The organism is Mycobacterium adipatum, assembly GCF_001644575.1.
Classification (GTDB): domain Bacteria; phylum Actinomycetota; class Actinomycetes; order Mycobacteriales; family Mycobacteriaceae; genus Mycobacterium; species Mycobacterium adipatum.
In genome coordinates this window covers 5459479-5476315 of record NZ_CP015596.1, presented here as the reverse complement: position 1 = coordinate 5476315, position 16837 = coordinate 5459479, and the positions used below count along the sequence as shown (strand labels likewise).

At 65.0% G+C, this 16837-nt stretch carries 19 protein-coding genes; 13 read left to right on the top strand and 6 right to left on the bottom strand.

The window, feature by feature from the left end; all coding sequences use genetic code 11:
- Positions 1-3: 3 nt before the first annotated feature.
- A complete protein-coding gene (locus A7U43_RS25990; RefSeq protein WP_082902320.1) occupies positions 4-1239 on the bottom strand; it encodes a site-specific integrase in 1236 nt (411 codons plus the stop codon).
- The gene (locus A7U43_RS25985) at positions 1223-1849 is read right to left on the bottom strand and encodes a helix-turn-helix domain-containing protein (protein WP_068000785.1); all 627 of its coding nucleotides are present in this window, start codon (positions 1847-1849) and stop codon (positions 1223-1225) included. The genes A7U43_RS25990 and A7U43_RS25985 overlap by 17 nt, the downstream gene beginning before the upstream one ends.
- 90 nt (positions 1850-1939) lie before the next feature.
- On the opposite strand from A7U43_RS25985, the gene A7U43_RS29400 reads away from it, so the two are divergent.
- The 12 genes from A7U43_RS29400 to A7U43_RS25930 all read left to right on the top strand — a co-directional run bounded on the left by A7U43_RS29400 (position 1940) and on the right by A7U43_RS25930 (position 13234).
- Positions 1940-2137, top strand: a complete 198-nt coding sequence (locus A7U43_RS29400) for a helix-turn-helix transcriptional regulator (protein WP_082902484.1) — start codon at positions 1940-1942, stop codon at positions 2135-2137.
- A gap of 220 nt (positions 2138-2357) precedes the next feature.
- Positions 2358-2603: a hypothetical protein gene (locus A7U43_RS25980; protein ID WP_231963471.1), complete on the top strand. Its 246-nt coding sequence runs from the start codon at positions 2358-2360 to the stop codon at positions 2601-2603.
- Positions 2604-2818: 215 nt separating this feature from the next.
- The gene (locus tag A7U43_RS25975) at positions 2819-3301 is read left to right on the top strand and encodes a hypothetical protein (protein WP_156526034.1); all 483 of its coding nucleotides are present in this window, start codon (positions 2819-2821) and stop codon (positions 3299-3301) included.
- Positions 3302-3357: 56 nt separating this feature from the next.
- Positions 3358-4065, top strand: coding sequence for a bifunctional DNA primase/polymerase (locus A7U43_RS25970; RefSeq protein ID WP_156526033.1), 708 nt, complete (start codon positions 3358-3360; stop codon positions 4063-4065).
- Positions 4062-5834: a hypothetical protein gene (locus tag A7U43_RS25965; protein WP_231963470.1), complete on the top strand. Its 1773-nt coding sequence runs from the start codon at positions 4062-4064 to the stop codon at positions 5832-5834. Before A7U43_RS25970 ends, A7U43_RS25965 begins: the two co-directional genes overlap by 4 nt.
- Positions 5831-6247 carry a hypothetical protein gene (locus tag A7U43_RS25960; protein ID WP_068000773.1) on the top strand — a complete coding sequence of 139 codons (417 nt, stop codon included), beginning with the start codon at positions 5831-5833 and terminating at the stop codon, positions 6245-6247. The genes A7U43_RS25965 and A7U43_RS25960 overlap by 4 nt, the downstream gene beginning before the upstream one ends.
- Positions 6240-6710 (top strand): hypothetical protein, encoded by a 471-nt coding sequence (locus A7U43_RS25955; protein WP_068000770.1) that lies wholly within the window; start codon positions 6240-6242, stop codon positions 6708-6710. The genes A7U43_RS25960 and A7U43_RS25955 overlap by 8 nt, the downstream gene beginning before the upstream one ends.
- Before the next feature lie 168 nt (positions 6711-6878).
- Positions 6879-7730, top strand: coding sequence for a phage major capsid protein (locus A7U43_RS25950; RefSeq protein WP_068000767.1), 852 nt, complete (start codon positions 6879-6881; stop codon positions 7728-7730).
- Between the two features lie 380 nt (positions 7731-8110).
- Entirely contained in the window at positions 8111-8899 is a 789-nt protein-coding gene (locus A7U43_RS25945; RefSeq protein ID WP_068000764.1) for a hypothetical protein, read from the top strand.
- A gap of 711 nt (positions 8900-9610) precedes the next feature.
- A complete protein-coding gene (locus A7U43_RS25940) occupies positions 9611-10069 on the top strand; it encodes a helix-turn-helix domain-containing protein (RefSeq protein ID WP_068000762.1) in 459 nt (152 codons plus the stop codon).
- 42 nt (positions 10070-10111) lie between these two features.
- Positions 10112-11077: a VapC50 family PIN domain-containing toxin gene (locus A7U43_RS25935; RefSeq protein ID WP_197499920.1), complete on the top strand. Its 966-nt coding sequence runs from the start codon at positions 10112-10114 to the stop codon at positions 11075-11077.
- Between the two features lie 786 nt (positions 11078-11863).
- On the top strand, positions 11864-13234 hold the full coding sequence (locus A7U43_RS25930) for a PE-PPE domain-containing protein (protein WP_068000756.1): 1371 nt from the start codon (positions 11864-11866) through the stop codon (positions 13232-13234).
- Positions 13235-13298: 64 nt separating this feature from the next.
- On the opposite strand, the gene A7U43_RS25925 is transcribed toward A7U43_RS25930, so the two are convergent.
- Positions 13299-14066, bottom strand: a complete 768-nt coding sequence (locus A7U43_RS25925; RefSeq protein ID WP_068000753.1) for a cutinase family protein — start codon at positions 14064-14066, stop codon at positions 13299-13301.
- A gap of 161 nt (positions 14067-14227) precedes the next feature.
- Positions 14228-14617, bottom strand: coding sequence for a DUF6319 family protein (locus A7U43_RS25920; RefSeq protein ID WP_068003801.1), 390 nt, complete (start codon positions 14615-14617; stop codon positions 14228-14230).
- Positions 14618-14925: 308 nt separating this feature from the next.
- On the opposite strand from A7U43_RS25920, the gene A7U43_RS25915 reads away from it, so the two are divergent.
- Entirely contained in the window at positions 14926-15291 is a 366-nt protein-coding gene (locus A7U43_RS25915; RefSeq protein WP_068000750.1) for a hypothetical protein, read from the top strand.
- A gap of 67 nt (positions 15292-15358) precedes the next feature.
- Here the strand turns inward: A7U43_RS25915 and A7U43_RS25910 are convergent, their stop codons facing one another.
- Entirely contained in the window at positions 15359-15679 is a 321-nt protein-coding gene (locus A7U43_RS25910) for a hypothetical protein (RefSeq protein ID WP_156526032.1), read from the bottom strand.
- A gap of 71 nt (positions 15680-15750) precedes the next feature.
- Positions 15751-16836, bottom strand: coding sequence for a GGDEF domain-containing protein (locus A7U43_RS25905; RefSeq protein WP_068000747.1), 1086 nt, complete (start codon positions 16834-16836; stop codon positions 15751-15753).
- Position 16837 lies beyond the last annotated feature (1 nt).

Genomic DNA, 16837 nt, shown 5'->3' with positions numbered 1-16837 from the left:
TGGTCAGGCCCCCTTTCGAGGGGGCCTGACTGGTTTCAGGGGAGCTGCCGTCCGCAGAGCGTCCGCAGCAGTCCCAGCAGCCGCATCGAAAGCCGCTGCAACGGCGTCTAGATCGTCCGGATAGAGGTGCCCGTACCGGTCGAGGGTGAGTACTGCGGACTTGTGTCCGAGAAGCCGCTGGACCACCTTGATGTTGGCTCCTGACCGGATCGCCAGGGCCGCGCAGGTGTGGCGTAGGTCATGCATCCTGACCCCGGCGCAGCCGTCCACCGCCGCTGTGGCCTTCTGGAATGAGTAGCGGGCCTGGCCGAGGGTCAGCCACTTGTCGCCGCGGGTAGGCGGGAACAGTAGCTCGTCGGGAGCGCGGCCCTTGATCTCCGTCTTCAACAGAGCGTTCAGGAACGCCGGCACCGGCACCGTCCGGGACTGCTTGCCCTTCGTCGGCCCCTCCAACTGTCCCTGCTTACGGACATAGGTCACCGACCGGGCAACCCGGATGCGTCCGGCCTCGGTATCGACGTTGGACACCTTCAGTGCAGCCGCCTCTCCGAAGCGCAGCCCGCAGTACCCGAGGACCAGGACCAGGGTGCGGTGCCGACCGGCAGCCACCGCAACGCGGTGCAACTGCTCGTGGGTCAGGTACCGCTGTTCCGTCTCCGGGATGCTGGGCAGTTCGACGCCCTCGGCGGGATTGGCCGGCAGGTGCTTGGCCTTCACCGCGAACCGGAGAACCGCACCGACAAGCTGATGGGCCTGACGCACCCTTGACGCGCTCAAGCCCTTGCCCTCGAACCTCACCGAGCCATCGACAGAAAGGCTGGCGATCCACACCTGCAGATCCTCGAACCTCACCTCGCGGAGAGGGATGTCTTTCCAGTGGGGGAGGACGATGGTGTCGAGCAAAGACCGGTACCCGGCGACAGTCTTGGGTGCCCGCACTGCCTTCGTAGCGATCCATCGGTCGGCCATTTCCCCGAATGTCACGGCCGACAGTGCCGGGTCGGTCCAGGTGCCTGTGACCTGATCCGACACCTGCTTGTTCAACCAATTCTGGGCATCAGCTTTCCGGCCAAACCCTTTGGCGTGTTCCTTGCCGTTCTCGTCGACATACCTTGCACGCCAGCGCAATCCTTTGCCGTGGGCGGCAGACTGAACAGTCTCCGTTGAGCCGTCCGGTAACCGGACAGTCTTGTTCCAGCGGTCCTCCACACCGGAACGACGATTACGCCTCTGCAGCATCTATGTCTGCCCGATCGATATCTTCTGGATTGAGGGTGTTGGCTGAAATGCCGTAGAAGGTCTGGAAATCGGCCGTCATCGTCACCCGGGTGTCGTTGTAGCCCTGCCGACCAGTCTCCACGGCTTTATCAACCCTGAGGCCCAAGTAGTTCTCCAACTCCTCGAATTGCTCCTCGAGCTCGGGATCGTTTTCGCGTTCGGCAACCTCTTTTAGCTCGTTCAATCGGTTTCGGAAGACGAACCGACGTCTAAGCAGCGTGAAAACGCCTTCGCTGATCTGGTTGTAGCTCTCGCAGACTAGCGCTGCATACCTCTCGGCTTCGTCAGCTACTCCGGCCTGGGACGGCCGCCTCATCATTAGCGAAACGTCTTGTCCGAGAATGCGTGCGATCCTCGTAGCTTCGCTGAGGCGGACGGGTCGTTCACCTTTTTCTATGCGCGAGATGGTGGTCGGGTGCACATTCGTCCAACCATTGGTGCGCAATTTCTGAACCAGTTCGGCTTGGCTCATGCCGTTGGCTTCCCGCAGGCGCGTCATGTTCTGAGCAAAGTGAATGTCCAAAGGGTCGCTGCTGCGCGCGCGAGACCCGGAGTCGGCTTCATCAACCACGACACCAGGGTGTCACACGATGTGCTTGCCGTCCAACACATCGCGTGTATGCTCACATCGTGTACGCACCAACCAACACAGGATGTGATTATGGAAACTGAGTATTTGTCTACCGGAGAGGTCTCGCGGACCACCGGTATCCCGGCGGCAACCCTCCGTTATTGGCGTCATACCGACAGCGGTCCAGCGTCATTCACGCTCGGCAAGCGCGTCGTCTACAGGCGGTCCGAAGTTGAGCGTTGGATCGCGGAGCAGGAGAAGGCCACCCGTCGCGGCGGTGCGGCCTGATGCGGTATCTGCCGCAGCAGGAGCACGCGGACTTAGGCCTCGTGCCCGATTCGGATCACACCGAGGATCTACGTCCCACAAAAAATGCCCTCGCACGGTGCGCCAACACCGCCGAGGGCCGTTCGAACACCCCAACCGCTAGATAGGAGAAGTTCTGATGACCACCATAACCCCTGAGTCGTGCAAGCACTGCACTGTCCCAGTCACAGCAGATCAAACCGTGTGCGGGTTCTGCGCAAGTTACACCCCGCCCGAGACTGTCGCGCAGCGCATCGATGTCGCGGTCAACAAGGTGGACCTGCTGCGACACGATCTGAACGAGATCCTGCGCGAGCTGCCCGAGTCGGCTCCGCTGTTCGCCGTCGCTGACATTGTGGTCGCACTCGGTCATCTGCGTCGGGCTGCCGTCGCTCTCGACCGTGCCACCGACGCGCTGGAAACCGACTCCCAGGCGGTGACCCAATGAGCGCGCGGATGAAGGCACTGTGTTGCGTCTGCGGATCACTTCGGACGTGCAGCCGCCCGCGCAATCACCGGGCCGAGAACTACTGGATGGCTGGACCGATCGACCGCGACTGGCACCGGGAGACCGGTGACCTCAAGTGCGCTGATTGTGGCCGAGTCACGACCCACGCATTGATCCACCCCGAGCAGGACACTCTCCGCGACCATGCCGAACAGATGCAGCTGATCGGCCTCCGCTGGACCAATCCACGTCTCTCCGAGGCAAAGCAGGCCGAGATCCGCCGCCAGTACCACGAGGCGTTCCCGCAGAACCCGTACATGCATCACCGGTACTGGAAGAACGATGAGCGAACGGCCAGGGAGGCTGGCAGAGACATGTTCCCCGCTATGTGCGGAGTCATGATGCCCGTTCCCAAGCAGTACAGGGAGAACGGCCGAGACGTCACGGAGTTCGACGCCCCGGAGCAACTGACCGACGAGGAGATGCTGAACCACGAGGCGTTCGATCCTGAGACCGGAATGTGGTGGGACGTCGGCGATTGCGTCAACTGCCTGCACTACCGCAACGCAAAGCTGCTGCGCGAGCGCCGCGAAGAACTCGCCAAGGTGCTACTCAAGGCATCGGTCTACACCGACAAGCTCGACGCCGATCTGGTCAGCGCACTCCTCGAAAAGCTTCGTGGGATGGCCGATAAGTGAGCAACGACGCTAAGGGTGCCCCCGCCGATCGCGGCGGGGGCAATCCCCTCGACATCATGCTGGGCCACGGGTTCAGCGTCGGCCCGCTGGCCGGCAAGGTTCCCATCACCGCGCACGGTGTGCAGGACTTCACCACCGACCGCAACGTCATCGCTTCATGGCATCGGAAGTTCCGAGGCTGCAACTGGGGAGTCACCCAACTCGGCGTCATCGCACTCGATGTCGATCCGCGCCATGGTGGCCACGTCTCAGCGCTCGACTTGCGTCCCGAGGACGAGACTCTTTGCGTGCAGACCGGCGGCGGCGGATGGCACCTTTATTACCGGATTTCCGGTGCCGTTCGAGGCAAGGTCCAGGGCATCCCGGGGATCGACGTAAAGGCCGGCGGTACTGGGTATCTGGTTGCGCCCGGCAGTATCCACCCGGACACCGGGAAGCCGTACCGCATTCACCGTGACGCCCCTATCGCGGATCTCCCCGAACACCTGCAGGCCCTGATCGTCCAACCCACCTGCGTGGCACCGACTCGTACTACGACACCGTCATCTGGTGATCGCTGGGATGGTCTGATCCGCACCGTGCAAGAGGCACAGGAGGGCGGCAGGAACGCAGCCCTGTTCTGGGCGGCGGCAAGGGCAGCAGCAGATTCAGCTCCCGCAGCGGTCTATTCAGCGCTCGCCGCCGCCGCGCACGAGATCGGGCTCGGTGTCCACGAAATACAGCAGACCATCCAGTCCGGTCAACGAAAGGCCGCAAACCCGTGATCAATGACGATGAATTCTGGTCGGCGACCGACCAACTCAAGCTGATTCACCAGTGGGCCCGCGCCAGCTACGTAGCCCCGCTGGGACTACTCTTCGCCGTCCTGCTACGCGTGTCAGCATCGACCGGCCCCGGCGTCATGCTGCCCGGACCACCAGCGCCTGCAAGCCTGAACCAGGGCGTCGTGTTCGTCGGCCGGTCCGGGGCCGGCAAGGGCGTCACCGACAAAGTCAGCCGCGTCGTCTGGCCCGCCGACATCCACGAAGAGGGTCTTGGTTCTGGACAGGGAATCGCTGAACTGTTCAAGGAGCAGAAGAACCCCGAGGACCGGATCACGCGAGCACTCATCTCCGTGTCCGAGATCGACCACCTCGCAGCACTCAATGCAGGGCAGGGCAACAACACCAGAGCCGCCGTCAAGGCCGCGCTGACAGGCGACCGGCTGGGCAGCAAGGGCGCATCCGCCGTCACCACACGATCAGTGCCCGCTGATTCCTACCGGCTGGCCATGTCGATCAGCGCGCAGTACGGGCACACCGCCGTGCTGATGGACGACGTGACAGGCGGGACACCGCAACGGCTGTTGTGGGCACCGGTCACCGACCCCGATATGCCCGATGAGCCCGGACCTATTCCCGACGATGTTCTGAACACGAAACTGCCGTCGTGGGCGCTGTCGGGCCAGAAGACGTTGATCCAGTACGGCCCAGACGCGATCAACGAGTACGTCCGCGCGGGCCTACTGGCCAACGGTCGGGGCGACGGCGACGCGATCGACGGTCACCGCACCCTGACGCGGCTCAAAGTCGCGGCGGACTTGGCGATCCTCGATCACCGATCCGTCGTCTCGGATAAAGACTGGATGCTCTCGGAGTTCATCATGGCCAAGTCGGACGACACCCGAAACACGGTGCTGGAATACGACCGGCGTGCCGCCCGTGAAAGAGCCCGCAGCAAGGCGATAGCACGCGCCACGGGTGAAGAATTCTACGACCAGAGCCGCCTGGAGACGGTCAAGCGAAGCATCCTGCGGATGCTGGAGAACGATGGGGAGCAGTCCGGTGGGGACCTGCGTCGGCGCCTCGGTAAACGTGAGAAGCGGGAGCTATTCGACCAAGCTGTAGCTTTGCTGGAGAACGCCGGATTGGTCACTTCAACGTCGGGTGAGCACAACAGTGTGAGATACCGGATCGGGTCACCCGTGACCAACCAGGTCACCCCCCAAAAAGCCAGTTCAGAAGGGGTGACCCCTCCGGTCACCCGTGACCACCCTGCAACGGTCACAGACCTGGATACCCGCAGGTCGACCGAGATTCACAAACCGACCCTGTCCGCCCCGAAGTGGCTCGAGAATCACATCTCCATACTGCTCGCCGAGGGTCGCGAGACCGCCGAATCGTTTGCTGTGTACGCCGCCGGGGAGGCCGCTGGCTACCCGGTCGAAGCGTTACGCAGCGCAGCGTCCAAGCACCCCGACGTGAAAGTCATCAAGCGCGGCCCCCGCACCTCCGTTTGGGACATCACCGGCGACCGGCCCACCACTTTCCGGCCCGCAACCGTGTGGGTCGCCAACTACATCGACCGACTCCCGTCCGGCACCACCGAGATCGACAAGGACTCGTTCAAGACAGCAGCGGTGGCCGCCGGATACACCTGGACAGCCGTACGCCACGCAGCCCTCAATGACCCCCGCGTCGAATCCGTTCCCGCCGAGGGCGACAGCACCGTCAAACGAATCTGGATCATCACCAACACCGAGGAGACCGCATGACCACCGAACTCGACCAGGCCACCGTCCTGGTGACCGAGACGATCAACCACGCCCGCAGCGGCGACGGCTTCAACATCAACGACATCTGGGACCGCTGGCATGGCAGCCCCATCACCCTGCTCGGCGCCGCGCTCCTGGCCGCCATCGGGCGCATTCCGGACCAGGACCCCAACCCCGATCCACGTGACTGGCGACGGGCCACCACGTTCCTGGCTGGTTGGGCCACAGGCGATCCCGGCATCTTCGGCCCCGTCGCCGAGGAAGCCGAACAGGATGGCCGCACGCAACACCTGCTCGCCGCGCTCGCCGAACACGCCGTGCTGGGCCTGGGCCTGCGCGATAACCCCGAACAGCTCGCCGAGATCCGACGAGCCATCGCAATCTGGATGAACGAGGAGAACCGCAATGACTGAACAAGCCGACCCCACCGCAGACTCGACAGCCGAACCCGGTGCAGACACCGAGGTCGCCACCGCGCCCGCCGAGGAATCCCGTACCGACGCCGCTGATCTCGCCCGCGAGGCCGGCAACTGGCGCAAGAAGTACCAGGCCACCCGCACCGAAAACGAAACCCTCACCGGCACCGTGGCCGAGCTGCAACGCCAACTCGTCGAAACCCAGATCGCCGGACGCATCGCCGACCCCGCCGACTGGTGGCAGCACACCAGCATCGACCAACTGATCGGCGACAACGGATCAATCGACTTCGACAAGGTCAACACCGCACTCACCGAACTACTCACCGCCAAACCGCACTACGCCCCCCGCATCGCAACAGCAGCCGCCCTCGCATCCGAAGTCACCGGAAACCAGCCCATCGAGGGCGGGTCCGAGGCCACCAACTGGTCGACACTGCTCGGCGGCAACCGAAACTAGCTGCACGAGAGGTAGAATCAACCCAGACGCTGAACTGCGGACCACGACCGGACCGCCCAACGTCACGACATCGCCCAGGTGGGCACACCGGATGGCCAGACGGCCCAACACCGGAATCCCTTTACACCGCACGCCCAAATCCGCGTGCCCGCCTGAAAGGCAACACCCATGGCTCTCTACACCACCGGCGCCGCCGGAATCCTCACCCCCGAACAAGTCGGCGACCTCGTCGTAAAGCCCGTCACCAAGGCCAGCGTCGCCATGCAGATCGCCACCGTCGTCACGACCGGCTCACACGACTTCCGCATCCCCGTCATCGAATCCGACGCCACCGCCGCCTGGACCGCCGAAGGCGCGGACATCACCCCATCCGATGTCGGGGTCGACGAGATCACCGTGACACCCAAGAAGCTGGCCGCCCTGTCGATCATCTCCAACGAGCTGGCCAACGACAGCTCGCCGGAAGCCCAGGAAGTCGTCGGCCAGTCCATCGCCCGCGACCTCGCCCGCAAGATCGACTCCGCGTTCTTCGGTGACACCGTCGCCAACGGGCCGAGTGGCCTCGAATCGCTGATGGCCTATCAGTTCGTCGACACCGACAGCGTCCCGCTGACCAACGTCGATGCCTTCTCCGAAGCCATCAGCAAGGCCGAGAACGTCGGCGCGATGGTGACCGCGTTCGTGGCCAACGCCGACACCGTGCTCGCCCTGTCCAAAGTCAAGAAGGCCACCGGATCCAACGAGCCGCTGTTGCAGCCCGACCCGACCTTGCCGACCCGCCGCCAGATCCTCGGCGTCCCGCTCTGGTCGGTGCCCAACACCGTCATCGGCAACGGCATCGTCTGGGCCATCGACGGCAGCCGCGTGTTCGTCGTCGTGCGCCAGGACGTCGACCTTCGTGTCGACGAGTCCCGCTACTTCGAGTCCGACCGCATCGGCATCCGGGCCACCCTGCGCGCATCGTTCGGATACCCGCACGAACAGTCCATCGTTCGCCTCGCCGCCGAGTCCGGCAGCTAGACGTGGAGTAGGCGCGGGTCGTCGGCTGATGTACCGACACCCGCAGCCCCCACAACGGTGGGACCGCCGGCACAGACGTGGGGTCACGGCCGGCGGTCCCACCACCCCGCGCTCAGCGTCATATCTGCGGCCTGACCTGCAGATAGCCCCCCATCCACCCCGTCCCCCCGCCCGTCTCCCCCACGGGCCGAAGCTGCAGATTTTGGTATGTACGGGTCCCCCAGGTTTTTTTGGTGCACATACTTTGGGTCCAGAACGTGGGGCCGGCCCCCTTATCGCTGGGCGCAGGCGGCGGTGCTCGGACGCCTGCCGGATGAAGTCCTACCGCGCGCACAAGTAAGCCTGCGAATGCTGCTGTGGTTCGTCGTTAAGATCGCGCGATGGGTGATCCGGAGCGCCGCGGCGCGGTTGTCGAGTGGGTTCGCACGGTCGGTGATCCCTGGATTCAAACGGAACACCCTCCCGCTCCAGGGAGTCCGTTGGCGGGCGATGACAAGGCTGAGCCGAAGGTGTCGGCTATCGCCCGGTTCGGGATTGCGACCGCGGTCGATCATCTCGGGTTGGTTGTGGATGCGATGGAGAGCGACCGCCTGTTTCGCATCTATGCGCCGCTGACAGCTTTGCGTACTGCGCTGTACACGGCGGCGCACACACAGTGGCTGCTGACGCCGAGGACCCGCGCAGGCCGGCAGGTCCGGGCACTCAGGATGGAGCTCAAGAATCAGGTCGAGCAGCGGAAGGCTATCTCCGGGTTCACGGGGGATCACATGTCCGCCCATCTTGTCGAAGAGCGAGACAAGGCAGTCGAATCGGTCAAGGCACACATCGAGACACTCAAAGAACGGGGTGCGAACCTGGTGGACGGTATGGCGGCCGAGGATGCACGTGCGCTTCTAGGCGGCGCGGTGCTGACCGAACCGTTGAATATGGTGGAAATCCTTCAGGGCCTTGTGGATGAGCACACTGATGTCGGACAGGGGATCCGACATCTTTGGCGAACCGGATCGGCGGCCGCACATGGTTATCACTGGGGTGCAATGCACACCGGAAACGCAAGCGAGTTCGATGAATCGGGGTTCAACATGTCGTTGTACGGCAGCATGATGATGGTGAAAGACGCCCTAGAGCTCTACGAGAATCGCGCTACCAATCATCTGGCCCAGGCGTAGCGTCCGGGGCTATGGCCGATAGCGAAACCTGCCCGAATTGCCACCAGGGAGTGTTGGAGCCGGTGCAGCAGGCGCGGGTGCCCGACCCTGAGATCGAGATTCGAGTTGTGGTACCAACCTGTCCAGAATGTGGGTGGGCTGTGACGAAGCTACGCGACCAGTAGTTCGGCGGGGTCGGCAGAGGCACTCATTGTCGGTCGGCCAGACGTTGAAGCAGCTCCCGTATCGCTTGGAGCTCGACTACGACTGCCGCGATGTCGGCGCGTGTGGCTGGCCTGTCCTCGGACCGCGGCATCTCCTTCATCGGACCCGGCGGCGTGGGCCGAGGTGTTGGGGATGCCGCCTGCATGTTGTAAGGAAACTCGCTCATGCCGTCCAGCGTCGCACCGTCCGCAGTGCGTCCGCAGTGTGTTCGAGAAGTGTCATCTTTAGTCAACAGGGCCAACGAGCTGACCTGCTACTTTTCAGCGGCACCAACACTGCCAATATCAACAAACGCCAAGAGTGACGGACTGTAAATCCGTCGGCTTACGCCTACACAGGTTCGAATCCTGTACCTGCCACACTGTCAGGCCCCCTTTCGAGGGGGCCTGATGTGTTTTTGTCGATGGAGTTGTCGCGGGGTTGCCGACGGGCGAGGTAGTCGGTCGGTTGGCAGAGGCTTTGCAGACCCTTGGTGCGTTTTCGTTTCTTTCGATTTACCATGGTGGTGTGACTGCGACCACCGAACACACTGTCTTCCCTGCCGACACCGGCCGGGGTCTGGCTGCGCTGCTCGCCGCCCTGAAAACAGCGATGCCATTGGCTATCGAAACAGCTGATGGTCGGTCATTTCCCCTGACCTCGGAACTGCGTGATGTGTTGCTTCATGCAGCCCATGCGCTCGTCGCAGGCCAAGCGGTCACTCTCGAGCCGCAACGTGTCGTCTTGTCGACGCAGGAAGCTGCCGATCTTCTCGGGGTCTCGCGGCCGACTCTGGTGAAACTGCTCGAGGCGGGCGAGATTCCCTACGCACAGCCGGGCCGGCATCGCCGGGTGCAGCTCACAGATCTTCTGGACTATCAGCAGCGTATCCGCCACGAACGGCGAGTCACACTCGACACCATGAGCGCCGAGGCGGCCACCGATGATGCATACGGTCGCCTCGGCGAGTTCGGTGAGGCGCGCTGACCCGTGTCGCGAATTCGGGTGCTTCTCGATGCTTGCGTCCTGGTGCCCTACCAACTCGCGGACCTGCTACTACGCCTCGCCGACGCTGAACTATTCGAACCGCTGTGGTCGGACGAACTGCTCGCCGAGGTCGAACGCAATGTCGTGAAGCTCGGGATCGAGCCCGGCAAGGCTGCCAATCGGATTGCGCAGATGGCGTCAGCATTCCCCAACGCGACTGTGACCGGGTTCGAGCATCTGGTATCCGCGATGACCAACGATCCCAAGGACTGCCACGTTGCGGCAGCAGCTGTTCGGGGTGGGGCCGCGCTCATTGTCACGGCGAACACTCGCGACTTCCCGCCGGAAGCGTTGGCGCGGTACGACATTGAGGTCGTTCATCCGGACGACTTCCTTCAAGACCAACTGGACCTCGCCGAGGCCGTCGTTGTGACCTGTCTCCAGCAGCATCGTGCGGCCTACACCCGCCCCCAATTCACTGTCACCGAGTACTACCTCGGTCTCGAGCGGACGGTGCCCGTTTTCGCCCGCTCGGCGATGCAGGCCGAGGTGCGTCACAGCGGTCACCGGGCCGGCGATCCACTGCCATTGGAGATGCGCGCAGAAGAGGAGGTCTTGAAGGCCTTCTTCCCGCGTGGTGGACCGACACCTGACGAGCCGCGCGGGGCGGCGTTCATGTGGCGCCAGGCGCTTGGTAGCAGGCCCGAATTCCTGACCGCGCTGTACAACCTGACCCTGGACCCGTCGTTGGGGGGTGACTTCAATCAGGCCGAAGAGATCCTGAGCGGCCACGGCATGACTCAGTTCGTCGAGAGGTGCCCTGGCGACCATGACATCGCGTACGTCAAGTTCGTGCCGAACGTCCAGCAGGCGGCTGTTGCGTTCGCAGCGGCCCCGATCGATGACGTGAAGATCCTGACGCTTGTCCGATGCGCTGACGAAATCTGGCGGGTCTGGGGATTGAGCCCGAGTCGCTTTCCGTCCGCGGCTGAAGTTCGAGGGCAGTGACTCGTCTCCGTCACGACTGGGCCGACGCATCCACGCGGCCGGCGATTACGCCGCAGAACGACCGAGCGCTATTGAGCCGGGTTTGGTCCGGTCGGCGTCCCACCGGCGCCGTGAGCTGTGCCCGTGGTTCGTGGACCACCCAATCGCTCTAGTGCACACTCGGTTTCGCCGTCCGTCGTTCGGGTGAATTTCCGGCCACGCCACAACGGGTCGTGTGGGGCGCAGCAACCGCGACCCGCCCACGGGCGTGTCGGGCGGCCCGGGCGGCCAGCTCGTAGTTGTGGACGGCCCGGCTAACTCGTGGGCCGGCGACTGCGGCCATGGCGTGACCCGGTGCAAGCGGTCCTGGCAACAGCCGGTTGCGGTCGTGGCTATGGGCGCGTGCTGGCGCAGATACATGCACTCGGTGCCGAGAGGAACTCGGCTGTGCTGGTCGCGCCCGGGATTCAAAGTGGCAGCTTCTCGACTGCGGTTACCAGTGCCTCGGCTGGGTGGTGTTGCGAAGCGAATATCTCTCGATGTTCTGTGTCGTGCAGGCGAGCAACCGGAGGGCGCGGGTGTGCACCGCGGCGGACGGGCGGCTCGCCATCTCGGGGTAGCGAACCGGACCGTGCAACTTGGGCAAATTTCTCCGTCGAGAACAACACCGGCATGTGCCGTAGGGTCACACCGAAAATACCTGGCTGATTGGGCGTGGCGTCGCGGGGGCACGCGAATCTTCAACCCGCCTGGTCCCTTTCAGCGACGACAGAGCCTGGGACAAGTCGAGCCTGAAGAGGAGCCGCCGTGAGCGCACGTCACCGCGCCAAGAAACACCGCCGAGCCGCCAGCGTCGTGGCGGTGCCCGCAGTGGCCGCGCTGATCGCCGGCGGGATCCACGTCGACCAGCCGGAGAGCCGGCCGGACCCGGTCGCGGTGGTGCAGCAGCATCGGGTCGTCTCCGCCCAGGACGTCGCGCTGGCCGCGCTGGCGCTCTTCGCGGTGCCGGGCGCCGGGGTTCAGTTCCCGCCCGGCGCGCTCGACACCCAGGACGGCGGCATCTGGCGGCGCATCCAGGACATCACCGTCCTCAACGACCCGACGCGCTACCCGGGCACCGTGACCGCCGCGTCCGTGGATGCCGGCGCCACCTGGCTCACCGAGCTGATCCTGGCGCGGGATCCGTCGACCATCGTCAGCGGCATCAACACCGGATCCTTCGGTGGTCGCGTCGCCGCCGAGGCACTGACCCGGGTGGCCGCCACCGGCTACGACATGTCCAGTGTGTTCGGGGTGTTCTACGGTGACTCCAACACTCCCGGAACCGGGATCTTCGCCCGCTACGGGCCGGACGAGCCGACCTTCGGCTCCGATGTCCTCGGCGGTGCCATCGAACTGCCCGACGGGACCTACCTGCGGATCAACCGCGAGTACGACCCGATCGCGTATTTCCCGAAATACCTGTTCAACCCGATGAGCTGGATTCAGCTCGCGGCCGGTTTCATCTTCGAGCACTCCCGGCTGCAGGACTTCGATTTCGAGGATCCCGAGAACATCGTCACCGTCGACGGCAATGTCGTCACCGTCCGGGTCAACAGCCCGGTGATGCCGCTGCTGATGCCGCTCAAGATCCTCGGTGCGCCCAAACGCATCATCGACGCGCTCCAGGCCATCCTGCAGCCGATGGTCGAGAGCACCGGCATGTACGAGACGGGCAAGGTCGGGTTCCTGCCGTCCCCCCAGAAACTGTTCCAGCAGCTGCAGGCCGTCGCCGCGGGCTTCGAGAAGGCAAGCCAGATCCTGGCGGGCAATTACCCCGACCCCGAGGAGCCGGGCGAACCTCCCGTGGTCACCGCGCCGGATACGACCACCGAGATCATCGACGCCATGGAGGACCGCGATGAGGAGCTCAACGGCGCGCCCGCGCTGAACGCCCGGTTCGCGACGGCGCAGGTTCAGGTCGACGAACCGGAAGCCGTCGATGGGACGGCGGCGGTCGAAGAACAGTCCGAGGTCGTCGAAGAAGAAGTGGAAGCGCCGCCCGCCCCGAGGGTGCGGCTGACCGCTCCGCGTTCGGCGAAGGTCTCCCCGCGATCCGTCACGGTCGCCGGTACGTCCTCGCCGTCGGCATCGTCTCCCAAGCCGTCCGCCGACGACGCGGGTACCGACTCCGAGTAGAAGCGCACGCAGTAATCAATCAGGCCCCCCTCGCGGGAGGGGGGCCTGATTCATGTCGCCGGGATCAGCCGACCTGCGCGGCGGCCTGCACGACGGGCGCGGCGGGGGCCGCGGCACCCAGCCGGGCGGCCACGAAGTCCGCTGCCTGCACGGTCATCCCGTTGCTCTTATAGGAGCTGTGCGCGGACCGGTCCAGCCCGCCTGGGTAGCAGATCGGATCACCCACGGCGCACAGCTGCAGGGTCTTCCCGACGTACTGGTCGCCGATGACGATCGGCGGGGCGCTGCGGTCGGCGACGTTGAGGACCCAGTTGTCCGGGGTGCCGAACAACGCGACGGCCGAGACATGCGATGCCACCGACGCGGGCATCGGCCCGGACAGGCCGGCGGGCAGCACGAACCCGGCGGGGACGGTGGCGCTGGTGCTGTAGCCGGCGACGGCCGCGCCCTGCGAATAACCACCCAGCACGATCTTGGTGTCGGGGCACTCGGCAGCGATCTGCTGAATCTTGTTGGTGGCGTCGGCAATACCGTCGACGGCGCGCCCGAAGTCCAGCGACGCCGGATAGTTCACGCCGTACACGCTGACCGACTGTCCCGGCAGCCGCGCAGTGAGCGCATCCACGAAGGACTGGCCGGTGGCACCCACGCCGGGGCCCTCGAAGGTGCCGCGGGCGAACACCACCGCGACATCCGCGCAGGAATCATCGGCGGCGTTGGCCGTCGCGGCCGGGCCGGCAAACAGCCCGGCGACGACGGCGAACACCGCCAGCGCCGCGAAGATGGCCGATCGTGCGGCTCTGTTGGCCCAGCTCTGTGGCGATGTGCTCATCAGGTTCCCCGTTTCCGTGGTGCCATCGCTTCGGTGCAGAGGTGGCAGTTACCTGCTACAAGCCGTGATCGAGGGGGGCGATTCCGGGGACCGCGAGTGATCCATCTCACCCGCCCCGGGCGGAATGCTCGACGATGCACTTCGGTTGAAGGCCGTCGAGCTCAGTCCAGGTCGGCGAGCACCCTGCGAGCGGCCTCGAGCTCGGCTTCGAGTGCAGAAACCTTGGCGGCCTGCAGAACCCGCGCCTCTTCGATGATCGAATCGATCGGGGTGGCGAGATCCTGGTGCAATTCCCGGGCCGCGCGGGACACGGCGGCAGCCGCGACGGCGAGGTCGCGAGCCAGGTAGCTGGAGCCCTGTTTGAGTTCGGCCCGCCATTCGCCGTCGGCGGTACCGGTGACCGTGAGCACCAGTTCGATCGTCTTGGCCTTGCGGCCGGCCGACTTCCTGGCCGCGGGCTTGCTGGGTGCTTCCTCGGCGCGAGGCTGCCCAGCATCGCCGGTGGCGGCGGTCAACGTCTCGGCGACCGGAGTGGTCAGTGTCATCGTCACGGCGAACTCCTTCGTCGGCAACGCCCGCACGGCGCGGGCGGCGGTCCGACACCATTAGAACACACGTTCGATGACTGGTGGCGGTGCCGACGTTTCTGTGAGCTCGCTGCGAGGTCGCTGTACCGCGTGACAGCAGTTAGCCAGAATCCTCACAGCGCGTTGCACTGGTACGCACAGAACCGGGGATGTGACTCTGTGCGCATCGTCGGCCCTACAGCGCGGTAGCCGCGACAGACCAAGCCTAGAACGGTGAACGTCGCCCAGCCTCCGAAAATTTCGCACACCGGCTACGACCCCAGGGGTACACCATGTTGAAGAAGCACTCTCTCGCCATCGGCGCGGTAACTTTGCTGTTGCCCGCCGTCATCGGCTTCGCCGCGCCGGCTCAGGCCGCGTCCGGATTTGTGATGCCGAGCCTCGACGGGATGAACCTGCAGGAAGCCGAGGATGCGGTGACCGCCGCCTCGCAAGGCGTCCCGGTGCAGATGCACTCCCACAACATCAAGGGCATGAAGCAGAAGCAGCTGAGCCTGGCCGACTGGCTGGTATGCGAGCAGTCACCGGAAGCGGGCGAGAAGATCACCAGCGCCGCCGACGTCGACTTCGGTGTGGTGCGCGAGTTCGACGCGGCCCGCAACACCTGGGACGACATGGTCGCCAACGCCTGCAAGTAGACGCGGATCGCCGCGCCGAGCATCATCGGGCCCGGTGCGGCGATCAACATCGCTCAGGAGCCGCGGACTAGCACTTCCCGGGACGGTTCACCGCGACCGCGGTGTAGGACTTCGCGGCGATCTTGGCGCCGGCCTTGGGTGCCTGCTGGCACACCTCCCACATGACCGGGGCGATGATCGCGCCGGAGGCGGCAGGGGCCTTGTTGATGAGGTCCAGCCAGGGTCCGTCCGGGCCGACCGTCTCCTCGTAGAGGGCTTGGGCGTCGGCCAGATTCATGCCCTCCAGCGACGGCATCTGCCAGGTCGTCGGTGCGGCGGCCGCCGTCGGCGCGCCGACCACGGACATCAGAAGTGTTGCGGCACCGGCCACTACACACGTTTTCAGCATTGAAACCCCTTGGTTGTGTCGTGCCACGATAGACGACCTATCTCAAACCATCGGTGGGTATGGCCGTTTTGTTACGGCTCGATGACCGCCAACCGGTCCCCACCATCGCGTTTGGCCGCATACATCGCCGCGTCCGCCAGCTCCAGCAGCGGATCGAAGTCGTCGGCGCTGTCCAGCTGTCCGCAGACCACGCCGACGCTGGCGCTCACCGTGGGTGGCCCGCCCGCGGCGACGGCGGCCCGCAGGCGTTCGCCCACCTCGGTCGCCTCTCCGGCCGGCAGATGGGCGATCACCACGAACTCCTCGCCACCGGTCCGCGCGATGAACGCCCGCCGGGGCAACGCGTCGCGCAGCCGGGCGGCGGTCTGCACCAGGACCTGGTCGCCGACGGCGTGGCCGTGCCGGTCGTTGATGCCCTTGAACTGATCGAGATCGATGACGAACACGCAGATCGGGTGTGGCTGGCCGGCCCGCGGTTTCAGCCGCCAGACATAGTCCTGCAGGCCGCGCCGATTGGCCAGCGTGGTCAGCTCGTCGACGAGTGACTCCACCGAACTGTTGCGGATGAGCCAGAAGCCGAACTGGGCGAACGGCAGGATGCCGACGGTGACCAACAGCGAGACCAGTGCCTTACAGATGGCCAGCGGCACCGCGGCGGGTGCTCCGGAAGCCGCCAACCACACCGCCACGCCCAGCACGGTGACGGTGGCGATGCTCAGGTGCACCACCGCGGCCCGGGGACCGTGGAAGAACACAATGTAGATGCCGGTGACCGCGAACAACGACGTGGTGGACATCGCGGCCAGCGGGCCGCCGTGGGTGGCGCAGGCCAGCGCGATCCCGATATCGGTGAGGATGAACAGGGTGATCGAGGTGCGTGCCGAGGGCCACGGGAAGAAGTACCAGTAGACGGGCCACGCGAACGCGGCGACGGTCAGCGCCGTCACGATCGCGCGCGACAGGGCCACCGGCTCGGTGAGTGGGGTGAACTGGACGAGCACCAGCGCGACGCCCATGACCACACCACCCATGCCGATGAGCAGGCGCAGCGGCCTCAGATAGCCGCGCGGGCGCAGGAAGTTCAGCACCCAGTAGTGATCGACGGGATCGTTCCACCAGTCCCGGAACGTGGTGCTGGCACGGCTGGGGCTGGTCATG